Origin of the sequence: Rahnella sp. AN3-3W3 (assembly GCF_003263545.1) — a bacterium.
Taxonomy (GTDB): Bacteria; Pseudomonadota; Gammaproteobacteria; order Enterobacterales; family Enterobacteriaceae; genus Rahnella; species Rahnella variigena.
Genome location: NZ_JYDG01000013.1, coordinates 223256 through 235101, shown reverse-complemented (window position 1 = coordinate 235101; position 11846 = coordinate 223256). Strand labels below are relative to the sequence as shown.

The 11846-nt window shown below is 51.4% G+C and carries 9 protein-coding genes and 5 tRNA genes; 13 read left to right on the top strand and 1 reads right to left on the bottom strand.

From position 1 onward, the window contains the following. Window positions 1–88: 88 nt before the first annotated feature. The 9 genes from nagA to UC15_RS06385 all read left to right on the top strand — a co-directional run bounded on the left by nagA (window position 89) and on the right by UC15_RS06385 (window position 6094). A complete protein-coding gene (gene nagA, locus UC15_RS06425) occupies window positions 89–1228 on the top strand; it encodes an N-acetylglucosamine-6-phosphate deacetylase (RefSeq protein WP_112287647.1) in 1140 nt (379 codons plus the stop codon). A gap of 20 nt (window positions 1229–1248) precedes the next feature. After that, entirely contained in the window at window positions 1249–2472 is a 1224-nt protein-coding gene (locus tag UC15_RS06420; protein WP_112287646.1) for an N-acetylglucosamine repressor, read from the top strand. A 57-nt stretch (window positions 2473–2529) separates the two neighbouring features. Continuing rightward, on the top strand, window positions 2530–3282 hold the full coding sequence (locus UC15_RS06415; RefSeq protein ID WP_112287668.1) for an HAD-IIA family hydrolase: 753 nt from the start codon (window positions 2530–2532) through the stop codon (window positions 3280–3282). A 363-nt stretch (window positions 3283–3645) separates the two neighbouring features. Next, entirely contained in the window at window positions 3646–5310 is a 1665-nt protein-coding gene (gene asnB, locus UC15_RS06410; RefSeq protein ID WP_112287645.1) for an asparagine synthase B, read from the top strand. Window positions 5311–5538: 228 nt separating this feature from the next. Continuing rightward, window positions 5539–5615 (top strand) — tRNA-Met (locus tag UC15_RS06405). Between the two features lie 8 nt (window positions 5616–5623). Next, window positions 5624–5708: transfer RNA gene (locus UC15_RS06400), tRNA-Leu, on the top strand. A 23-nt stretch (window positions 5709–5731) separates the two neighbouring features. After that, window positions 5732–5806: transfer RNA gene (locus UC15_RS06395), tRNA-Gln, on the top strand. 92 nt (window positions 5807–5898) lie between these two features. Further along, window positions 5899–5975: transfer RNA gene (locus UC15_RS06390), tRNA-Met, on the top strand. A gap of 44 nt (window positions 5976–6019) precedes the next feature. Next, window positions 6020–6094 (top strand) — tRNA-Gln (locus UC15_RS06385). Window positions 6095–6193: 99 nt separating this feature from the next. Here the strand turns inward: UC15_RS06385 and ubiF are convergent. Next, a complete protein-coding gene (gene ubiF, locus UC15_RS06380) occupies window positions 6194–7378 on the bottom strand; it encodes a 3-demethoxyubiquinol 3-hydroxylase (RefSeq protein WP_112287644.1) in 1185 nt (394 codons plus the stop codon). 187 nt (window positions 7379–7565) lie between these two features. Here ubiF and miaB point away from each other — a divergent pair, with 187 nt between their 5' ends. The 4 genes from miaB (at window position 7566) to corC (ending at window position 11840) form a co-directional block, all read left to right on the top strand. Further along, a complete protein-coding gene (gene miaB / locus UC15_RS06375; protein WP_112287667.1) occupies window positions 7566–8990 on the top strand; it encodes a tRNA (N6-isopentenyl adenosine(37)-C2)-methylthiotransferase MiaB in 1425 nt (474 codons plus the stop codon). 324 nt (window positions 8991–9314) lie between these two features. Beyond that, a complete protein-coding gene (locus UC15_RS06365) occupies window positions 9315–10391 on the top strand; it encodes a PhoH family protein (RefSeq protein ID WP_112287642.1) in 1077 nt (358 codons plus the stop codon). After that, window positions 10388–10861, top strand: a complete 474-nt coding sequence (gene ybeY / locus UC15_RS06360; RefSeq protein ID WP_112287641.1) for an rRNA maturation RNase YbeY — start codon at window positions 10388–10390, stop codon at window positions 10859–10861. Before UC15_RS06365 ends, ybeY begins: the two co-directional genes overlap by 4 nt. 100 nt (window positions 10862–10961) lie before the next feature. Then, window positions 10962–11840, top strand: coding sequence for a CNNM family magnesium/cobalt transport protein CorC (gene corC, locus UC15_RS06355; RefSeq protein ID WP_015698153.1), 879 nt, complete (start codon window positions 10962–10964; stop codon window positions 11838–11840). Window positions 11841–11846 lie beyond the last annotated feature (6 nt).

The window sequence follows — 11846 nt, the reverse complement described above, 5'->3', positions numbered from 1 at the left end:
TCCGGGAGCTTATTCAAGTAAGTGACCGGAGTGAGTGAAGGCAGCCAACGCTGCTGCGGCTCAAAGGATTTAGGGGAATGGGGGCATGATGTACGCATTGATTGAGGGCCGGGTCTATACCGGTCATGACGTTCTGGATAACCACGCGGTAGTGATTGCCGATGGCAAAATCGAACGTGTCTGCCCGGTGAGTGAATTGCCGGCGAATGTGGAAACCCGCAGTCTGGACGGCGCCATTCTTGCCCCCGGATTTATCGATCTGCAACTTAATGGTTGTGGCGGCGTGCAGTTCAACGATTCTCTGGAAGCCATTTCAGTAGAAACGTTAGAAATCATGCAGAAAGCCAATGAAAAATCCGGCTGTACCAGTTTCTTACCGACGCTGATCACCTGTAGCGACGACTACATGAAACACGGTATCAGCGTGATGCGCACGTATCTGGAAAAGTATCCGAACCAGGCTTTGGGTCTGCATCTGGAAGGGCCATACCTCAGCCCGGCAAAAAAAGGCACGCATAATCCAGCCTTTATCCGCCTGCCAGACAGCGCCATGATTGATTTCCTGTGCGCGAATGCTGATGTAATTACCCAACTGACGCTCGCACCGGAACAGGTTGATGCGAAATATATCCGCCAGTTGCGTGATGCAGGGATTGTAATTTCCGCTGGCCATTCAAATTCAACGTATGCTGAAGCCCGTGCCGGTTTTGCGGCAGGTATCAGCTTTGCGACGCACCTTTATAATGCAATGCCCGCCATTACCGGTCGTCAGCCAGGCCTTATTGGTGCAATCTTCGATACGCCTGAAGTGTATACCGGTGTGATTGCAGATGGTTTGCATGTGGACTGGGCCAATATCCGTAACGCGAAAAAGCTCAAAGGCGAGAAGCTGGTGCTGGTCACTGATGCCACCGCGCCAGCGGGTGCGAATATTGATGAGTTCATTTTTGCCGGTAAAACAATATACTACCGTGACGGACTCTGTGTGGACGAAAACGGTACGCTGAGCGGCTCTGCGCTGACGATGATCGAAGCGGTGCAAAACAGCGTCGAACATGTCGGAATTGCTCTGGATGAAACGCTGCGTATGGCATCGCTTTATCCGGCTCGCGCCATTGGTCTTGAAGACCAGCTTGGCAGCATCGAAGCAGGTAAAGTCGCCAACCTCACCGCGTTCACTCATGATTTTAAAATCACAAAAACTATCGTTAATGGTGACGAAGTTTAATTGAGCGGATAACAGCATTGATGACAACTGGCGGACAGCAGGCACAAATCGGCAACGTTGATCTGGTTAAGCAGTTAAACGGCGCAGCCGTTTACCGCCTGATTGACCAGCAAGGGCCCATCTCGCGCATTCAGATTGCCGACATCAGCCAGCTGGCACCCGCCAGTGTCACCAAAATTACCCGGCAATTGCTCGAGCGCGGGCTGATTAAAGAAGTAGATCAGCAGGCTTCCACGGGAGGCCGCCGCGCAATTTCCATCATTACTGAAACCCGCCCTTTCCACGCTATTGCGGTGCGCCTTGGCCGCCACGATGCAACGATTACCCTCTACGATCTCAGTGCCAAATCGCTGGCTGAACAACATTACGCCCTGCCCGAGCGCACTCAGGAAACGCTGGAGAACGCGCTGTTCGAGGCTATTGCCCAGTTCATCGAGCTGAATCAGCGTAAAATCCGCGAACTGATTGCCATTTCTGTCATCCTTCCGGGGCTGGTCGATCCTAATAAAGGAATTGTGCGCTACATGCCGCATATCAGCGTCGGTGCGTGGAAATTAGTGGATGCGCTGGAAGCAAAATTCAAAGTCACCAGTTTTGTTGGCCACGATATCCGCAGTCTGGCGCTGGCTGAGCACTATTTCGGTGCGACCCGCGACTGTCAGGACTCGATTTTGGTTCGTTTACACCGTGGTACAGGTGCAGGGATCATCGTTAACGGGCAGATTTTCCTGGGCAGCAACGGCAATGTGGGGGAAATCGGGCATATCCAAATTGATCCGCTGGGCGAACGCTGTCATTGCGGTAATTTCGGCTGTCTGGAAACCGTTGCGGCCAACGCCGCCATCGAAAATCGTGTGCGCCACCTGCTTACGCAAGGCTATGCCAGCAAACTGAGCCTGGAAGACTGTTCGATTTCCGCCATTTGTAAGGCCGCCAATCGCCACGATGCGCTAGCCACCGAAGTCATTGAGCATGTGGGCCGCCAGTTGGGTAAAGGCGTTTCGATTGCCATTAACCTGTTTAATCCGCAAAAAGTGGTGATTGCCGGTGAAATTACGGAGGCCGACAAAGTACTGCTTCCTGCGATTCAGAACTGTATTAATGCGCAGGTTCTGAAGGATTTCCGCCGCAATTTACCGGTAGTGACTTCAGCCCTGAATCATCAGTCTGCGATTGGCGCTTTTGCACTGGTCAAACGGGCGATGCTGAATGGCGTTCTGTTGCAGCGTCTGATGGAAAATTGAGACGTGCTATAGTATCAGGCTGCCAGGAATGGGACTGAAAATGTGGGTTTGGAAATCATGACAATAAAGAACGTAATTTGTGACATTGATGGCGTGCTGTTGCACGACAATACCGCAGTACCCGGCGCCGACCGTTTTCTCGCGCGAATTCAGGAACAGGGAATGCCGTTAGTGATCCTCACTAACTACCCTTCCCAGACAGCGCAGGATCTTGCTAACCGCTTCAGCGCAGCCGGTCTTGAAGTGCCTGAAAGTGCATTTTTCACCTCCGCGATGGCGACCGCCGATTTCCTGAAACGCCAGGAAGGCAAAAAAGCCTATGTCGTCGGCGAAGGCGCATTGATTCATGAACTGTATAAGGCCGGTTTCACCATTACCGATATCAACCCTGATTTCGTGATTGTTGGCGAAACCCGGTCTTACAACTGGGATATGATCCATAAAGCCGCGTATTTCGTGGCTAACGGCGCACGTTTTATCGCAACTAATCCTGATAATCACGGACACGGTTTTGTCCCGGCCTGTGGCGCGTTATGCGCACCAATCGAAAAAATCACCGGACGCCAGCCGTTTTACGTCGGTAAGCCAAGCCCTTGGATCATCCGCTCGGCGTTGAATAAAATGCAGGTGCATTCCGAAGAGACGGTCATTGTGGGTGACAATCTGCGCACCGACATACTTGCGGGCTTCCAGGCCGGTCTGGAAACCATTCTGGTACTGTCCGGCGTTTCCACGCTCAATGATATTGAGGGAATGCCGTTCCGCCCGACCTGGATTTATCCTTCCGTTGCCGATATTGACGTAATTTAACGGCCACTGATAAGTCTATGAAAACGAGCCCGGATTTGACTCCCAGCTCGTTTTTTTTTCGTCTTGCCGCCTGATTTTTATCCACTTTTCTGTTTTTTTGAATCCTCCTCAATTTTTGGCAATTAAATTAATAATTCGCTAATGAAAGCGCCATAAAACTGATGATTCGTTAAAGATCACCCTCCCTCTACCAACTATTTATCAGAATAGCGTTAAACCACTTGCACAACATGGGGGTTTTGACGCATTTTCATAGTCAGCAACGCAACAACCGCCGGTTAAAACTGCAAGAACGGCAACGTTGATCCTCATTCATAAACATAAAAATGACAGCCAGAGAAACGTCGTTAGGGAGAAAGCAATATGTGTTCAATTTTCGGTGTGCTCGATATCAAAACTGACTCCGTCGAGCTGCGCAAAAAAGCGCTGGAACTGTCGCGCCTGATGCGTCACCGCGGACCAGACTGGTCCGGCGTGTTTGCCAGCGATAAAGCGATTCTGTCGCACGAGCGTCTGTCCATCGTTGACGTGAACAACGGCGCACAGCCTCTGTACAACGCAGCACACACTCACGTTCTGGCTGTTAACGGCGAAATCTACAACCACCAGGCTCTGCGCGCAGAACTGGGCGATAAATATGAATTCCAGACCGCATCTGACTGCGAAGTTATTCTGGCGCTGTATCAGGAGAAAGGCCCTGCCTTCCTGGATGAACTGCAAGGCATGTTCGCCTTTATTCTGTATGACACAGAAAAAGACGCGTACCTGATTGGCCGTGACCATCTGGGCATTATCCCGCTGTATATGGGTTACGACGAACACGGCAACATGTATGTCGCTTCTGAAATGAAAGCACTGGTGCCGGTTTGCCGCACCATCAAAGAATTCCCGGCAGGCAGCTATCTGTGGAGCCAGGACGGAGAAATTCGCGAATATTACCAACGTGACTGGTTTGACTTCGAAAACGTCAAAGACAACGTCACTGACCCTGCGGCGCTGAAAGATGCACTGGAAGAAGCAGTGAAAAGCCATCTGATGTCTGACGTGCCTTACGGCGTGCTGCTGTCAGGTGGTCTGGATTCCTCCGTGATTTCCGCGATCACCAAGAAATTTGCGGGTCGTCGTATCGAAGATAAAGATCAAAGCGAAGCCTGGTGGCCGCAACTGCATTCCTTTGCGGTCGGTCTGGAGGGTTCTCCTGATCTCCGTGCAGCTCAGGAAGTCGCTAACCATTTAGGTACTGTGCACCACGAAATTCATTTCACCGTGCAGGAAGGTCTGGATGCTATCCGTGATGTTATCTATCACATCGAAACGTACGACGTGACGACTATCCGTGCATCAACGCCGATGTATCTGATGTCGCGTAAAATCAAAGCGATGGGCATCAAAATGGTGTTGTCTGGCGAAGGCGCAGACGAAGTGTTGGGCGGCTACCTGTATTTCCATAAAGCGCCAAACGCCAAAGAATTCCACGAAGAAACCGTGCGTAAATTGCTGGCCCTGCACATGTATGACTGTGCGCGTGCCAACAAAGCCATGTCAGCCTGGGGTGTGGAAGCCCGCGTACCGTTCCTGGACAAAAAATTCCTCGACGTTGCTATGCGTATCAACCCTAAAGACAAGATGTGCGGCAACGGCAAGATGGAAAAACATATCCTGCGTGAATGTTTCGAGTCTTACCTGCCACACAGCGTGGCATGGCGTCAGAAAGAACAATTCTCTGATGGCGTAGGTTATAGCTGGATCGATTCTTTAAAAGAAGTGGCCTCTCAGCAGATCACCGATCAACAGCTCGAAACTGCGCATTTCCGTTTCCCGTACAACACGCCGACGTCCAAAGAAGGTTACCTGTACCGCACGATTTTTGAAGAATTGTTCCCGGTCCCAAGCGCGGCGGAATGCGTGCCTGGCGGCCCTTCTGTGGCCTGTTCTTCTGCGAAAGCGATTGAGTGGGATGAAGCGTTCAAAAACATGGACGATCCATCCGGGCGCGCTGTTGGCGTGCACCAGTCCGCCTACAAATAATCTCTTCCCTGGTAAATCTCCATGTAACAAACGGGCCTGTTATGGCCCGTTTTTTTGTGGGTAAAGCCACTAAAAATAATGTCTTTTGTCCAATTAATCACCAGAGTGGTTATAAGCCAGACAAATGGACGCCATCAGGGCTTTTTCTCCAAAAAAGGTGTTGACGCAAAACGGTCATATACGCATAATGCGCCCCGCAACGCCGATGAAGGTAGCGCGAAAAAAGATGGCTACGTAGCTCAGTTGGTTAGAGCACATCACTCATAATGATGGGGTCACAGGTTCGAATCCCGTCGTAGCCACCATCTTTTTTGCGGGAGTGGCGAAATTGGTAGACGCACTAGATTTAGGTTCTAGCGCCGCAAGGTGTGCGAGTTCAAGTCTCGCCTCCCGCACCATTTCCAGACATCGGTAGCACAGTTGGGGTATCGCCAAGCGGTAAGGCACTGGTTTTTGATACCAGCATACCCTGGTTCGAATCCAGGTACCCCAGCCATACTTCTTTATGTATAATTGGTAAGCACTTGAAATTTATTATTAAGTTAGTTAAATTAGTGCTTGAAGTTTTGAAGTAAGTCAGTAAAATTTGGCTACGTAGCTCAGCTGGTTAGAGCACATCACTCATAATGATGGGGTCACAGGTTCAAATCCCGTCGTAGCCACCATTTTACTTGCAGTACACTGCTCAAAAGGTAGTGAGAAACAAAATTGGGGTGTCGCCAAGCGGTAAGGCTCTGGTTTCTGATACCAGCATACCCAGGTTCGAATCCTGGCACCCCAGCCACATTAAGAAAGCCCGCCTCGTGCGGGCTTTTTGCTATTTGTCTTTTAGTCAGCAAAAAAGAAAGGCAAACCAGTATTTCTCCGGTTTGCCCTGAGCTGATTAAATCCCTAAAGCATATTTCAGTGCTTTAGTTTTCAGTGCGCCGGCACGCTGTGCGGTCATTAACGCCAGATTACGCAACGCTTTCACCGGTGGCAGATCGTTGCTGAAGGCGGTATAGAACAAATCCATGCCGCTTTGCATCAGCAAATTATCCAGACGACGCTGACGCTGATAGCGTAACAACACTTTTTCACTGCTCCACGCCTCATCATGATCCCGCGCTTTCTCCAGCACAGACAGCAATGCTTCCACGTCACGATATCCGAGATTCACGCCCTGCCCTGCCAGCGGATTAATGGTATGCGCCGCATCGCCCACCAGCGCCAGCCCCGGTAACACGTAACGCTGAGCATGACGGCGAACCAGCGGAAACGCCCCTGCGGACAGGGCTTTCACTGTGCCCAGTCGAGCAGGGAACGCCTGCATCACTTCTGTTGTGAGCTGCTGCATATTCAGCGTTTTCAGATAACGGATACGCTGCGGACTGTCATACCAGACCAGCGAGGCCTGATTGCCGAACAGAGGCAGAAACGCCCGCGGGCCGGAAGGGAAAAATTGCTGCCAGGTGACGTCCTGATCCGGCGTTTCAGTTTCAACGTTAATCAGCATACAGTGCTGGCGGTATTCCCAGCCATCCACGCCAATGCCCGCCAGCTGCCGAACCAGTGAGTTTGCCCCGTCGGCGGCAATCACCAGTTTCGTACGCAACAAATCCCCCGTGGTCAGCTGAAGCGACCAGGTTTTATCATCGTGCTGTAAAAGATGCCGTAACTTTGCCGGACAAAAACGCGTCAGATTGGTGAGTGCGTCGAACTGCTGCCACAACGCAAGCTGCAACACACGGTTTTCGACCATGAATCCCAGCTCCGGCAATCCGAGGGATTGCGCGTCAAATTTCACCTCAGAACCGTCCACTTCCCAGGTTTCCAGGCGGCGGTACGGTACTGAGCGCATTTTCTCAACGGATTCCCATGCGCCCAGTTTCTGTAAAAAGCGAGCGGATGCACAGCCAATGGCGGAAATACGCAAATCAGCCGGTGCCGACGGGTCAAATCCGGCAGGCGCTTCATTCTCTATCAGTGCGACTTGCAGACCTTGTTTTGCCAGTCCCAGCGCCGCGGCTGCGCCGACCATGCCGCCGCCGACAATTACTGCATCAAATGTCTTCTCAGAATTATTCATTTTATTCCGGCTTTCTGTTCAGTTCATTATGCGAAGTGTACCGGATTTTTATGTCAGCATCAGGGCCTAAGCTGCTTTCCTGCACTGGTCAGCACCGGAGTGAGGGTTTACAATAGCGCCCCTGAACTATGCTATGCACTGCGGCATTGCCGATCTCACGTTCCCCGTATTGAGTACTGACACGCTGATGACTAAAAAACTGCACATAAAAACCTGGGGCTGCCAGATGAATGAATATGATTCATCTAAGATGGCTGACCTTCTCGACAGCACCCATGGTTACCAGCTGACGGATAACGCTGAAGAAGCAGACATTCTGCTGCTGAACACCTGCTCAATCAGGGAAAAAGCGCAGGAGAAAGTCTTCAGCCTGCTCGGACACTGGAAATTACTGAAGAAAAAAAATCCGGATATCATTATCGGCGTCGGTGGCTGCGTAGCCTCGCAGGAAGGCGAAATGCTGCGTAAACGCGCGCCTTGTGTTGATATCGTCTTCGGCCCGCAAACCCTGCACCGCTTGCCAGAAATGGTGAACCATGTGCGTGGCACTAAAAGTCCTGTCGTCGATATCAGTTTCCCTGAAATCGAAAAATTTGACCGGCTGCCGGAACCGCGCGCCGACGGCCCGACCGCTTTCGTTTCCATCATGGAAGGCTGCAACAAATATTGCAGCTTCTGTGTGGTGCCTTATACCCGCGGCGAAGAAGTCAGCCGCCCGTGCGATGACGTGCTGTTCGAAGTCGCCCAACTGGCCGCGCAAGGCGTACGTGAAGTCAATCTGCTGGGCCAGAACGTCAATGCGTATCGCGGCGATTCTTTTGACGGCGGCATCTGCACCTTCGCTGAACTGCTGCGTCTGGTAGCTGCCATTGACGGCATCGACCGTATCCGTTTCACCACCAGTCATCCGGTCGAATTTACCGATGACATTATCGATGTGTACAAAGACACGCCGGAAGTGGTGAGCTTCCTGCATCTGCCGATTCAGAGCGGTTCCGACCGCATTCTGACCATGATGAAACGCCCTCATACGGTGCTGGAATACAAATCGACGATCCGTAAGTTACGCGCTGCGCGTCCTGATATTCATTTCAGTTCAGATTTCATCATTGGCTTCCCTGGCGAAACCAATGAAGATTTTGAACGCACAATGGATTTGATCGCACAGGTCAATTACGACGTCAGTTTCAGCTTCATCTACTCTCCGCGCCCTGGCACACCGGCGGCGGACATGGTGGATGATGTGAGCATGGACGAGAAGAAACAGCGTCTGGCGCTGTTACAGGACAGAATCACTCAGCAGGTCATGCGTTTCAGCCGCGCCACGCTGGGCACCGTTCAGCGCATTCTGGTGGAAGGCACGTCCCGCAAGGACATTATGGAGCTGACCGGGCGTACCGAATGTAACCGCGTGGTCAACTTCGAAGGCACGCCGGATATGATCGGTAAGTTCGTGGATGTCGAAATTGTCGATGTGTATGCCAACTCACTGCGCGGTGTGGTTGTCCGCACTGAAGAACAGATGGCGCTGCGCCTGCATGAATCTCCGCAATCGGTCATCGAACGTACCCGTAAAGAAAATGAATTGGGCGTTGGAATGTATCAACCCTGAACCATAGTAATGATGTATGACCCGATATCGACAGGGCGCTCCGGCGTCCTGTTTCTTTTGAGATTTTCGCTAATACCTTCATCACAAGGGTTTAATTTTCCAGCAAAGGCCGCATATCCGGATGAAGGTCCCTGCAACTGCTGCCACGGCGCAGCATATTTTGCCAAGGGCATGTATTATTAAGTCAGGTATGGTTGACGGCTGAAAGCAGTAATCAGCCGGGTGTTTCATAAAACGTACCCGTAATAATTCGAGTTGCATAAAGTCGAGTGAATGCAGCCAACACACTCTGTAGCTTCAGTATGAAGGGTAAACTGGTCCGAAGTGACCCAAAGGATTCGTTTGAACGTTGTAACACAAGAGATTTTACTGGAGCCCGAAGACAACCAGCGTTTGCTGAGCCTGTGCGGGCCGTTTGATGACAATATCAAACAACTGGAGCGCCGGTTGGGCGTTGAAATCAACCGTCGTGATAACGCGTTTAAATTGGTCGGAAAGAGTCTGCCTGTTGCGGCAGCCGCCGACATCCTGCGTGATTTATACGTAGACACTGCGCCGCTGCGTGGTGAAATCCAGGATATCAACCCTGAAAAAATCCATCTGGCGATCAAAGAAAGCCGGGTGCTGGAACAAACCGCAGAAAGCGTGCCGGATTTCGGCAAAGCGGTCATTATCAAAACCAAACGCGGGATGGTGAAGCCGCGCACGCCAAATCAGGCGCAATACATCGCTAATATCCTCGACCACGATATCACCTTCGGGATTGGTCCTGCGGGTACGGGTAAAACCTATCTGGCCGTGGCTGCTGCGGTGGATGCGCTGGAGCGTCAGGAAGTACGCCGTATTCTGCTGACCCGCCCTGCTGTTGAAGCCGGTGAAAAGCTGGGCTTCCTGCCGGGCGATCTCAGCCAGAAAGTCGACCCGTATCTGCGCCCGCTTTATGACGCATTATTCGAAATGCTCGGTTTTGAAAAAGTGGAAAAACTGATTGAGCGCAACGTCATTGAAGTCGCCCCGCTGGCTTACATGCGTGGCCGTACGCTGAACGACGCCTTTATTATTCTCGATGAAAGCCAGAACACCTCTATCGAACAGATGAAGATGTTCCTGACCCGTATTGGTTTTAACTCCAAAGCGGTGATCACCGGTGACGTCACGCAAATCGACTTGCCGCGTCATCAGAAATCAGGGCTTCGTCATGCCATTGAAGTGCTGTCTTCCGTTGAAGAACTCAGCTTCAACTTCTTCCACAGTGAGGATGTCGTCCGTCATCCGGTGGTGGCGCGCATTGTTGTCGCGTACGAAGCCTGGGAAGAAGAAGACCAAAAACGCCGCGATGCGATTGCCGCAGAGCGTAAACATGAACACCAGAACAGCTCAACACAACAGGCCGGTCAATGAATACGGTAATTCTCGATTTACAAATTGCCTGCGAAGAACCCGCAGGTTTACCGTCTGAAAATGACTTTCAAAAGTGGCTCGAAGCTGTTCTTCCGCAATTTCAGGAAGAATCGGAAGTGACCATCCGTCTGGTCGACATCCCTGAAAGTCATGAACTGAATATGACGTATCGTGGCATGGATAAACCGACCAACGTGTTATCCTTCCCGTTCGAAGCACCTCCGGGTATGGAGATGCCACTTCTTGGCGACCTGATTATTTGTCGTCAGGTCGTTGAAAAAGAAGCAGAAGAGCAGGATAAAGAACTTCTGGCCCACTGGGCGCATATGGTGATTCACGGCAGTTTGCATTTGCTGGGCTATGACCATATCGTTGACGAAGAAGCCGAAGAAATGGAATCGATTGAAACTGAAATCATGCAGGGTTTGGGTTATCCGGATCCGTACATTTCAGAGAAAGAAGACCACTGATTTATCAGTAAACTCGCGCAGCGCCTGCCCGGTGAAGGTTTATCATCCGCAGGCGTTTCGCATAATTTTCACTAACTACGAGTAAAAAAAACCAAACGCCATGAGCGATGACCATTCACAAAATAGTGACAGCCCCAGTCCCAAGAAGGGCTTCTTTTCCCTTATCCTTAGCCAGCTTTTTCACGGTGAACCTAAAAACCGTGGCGATCTGGTTGAGCTGATCCGTGATTCAGAACAAAACGATCTGATCGACCCCGATACCCGGGACATGCTGGAAGGCGTGATGGATATCGCCGAGCAGCGCGTGCGGGACATCATGATCCCGCGTTCTCAGATGATCACGCTAAAACGCAATCAGCCGCTGGAAGAGTGCCTCGATGTCATCATCGAATCCGCACACTCACGCTTCCCGGTGATCAGCGAAGATAAGGATCACATTGAAGGCATCCTGATGGCCAAAGACCTGTTGCCGTTTATGCGCACAGAGTCTGAACCCTTCAGCATCGATAAAGTGCTGAGAACCGCGGTCGTTGTTCCTGAAAGCAAACGCGTAGACCGCATGCTGAAAGAATTCCGCTCCCAGCGTTACCACATGGCGATTGTCGTGGATGAATTCGGCGGCGTTTCCGGCCTGGTCACCATCGAAGATATTCTCGAACTGATCGTCGGCGAAATCGATGATGAGTACGACGAAGCGGAAGATCTGGATATTCGCCAGCTCAGCCGTCATACGTATACCGTCCGCGCCCTCGCGCCGATTGAAGATTTCAATGAAGTGTTCCAGACCCACTACAGTGACGACGAAGTCGATACCATTGGTGGTCTGGTGATGCAGTCATTTGGCCATTTACCGGCGCGTGGCGAAAGCATTGAAATTGACGGTTACCTGTTCAAGGTTGCGATGGCCGATAGCCGCCGTATCATTCAGGTTCACGTAAAAATACCGGACGACGCGCCGCAACCGATACTGGAAGAATAATTCTCC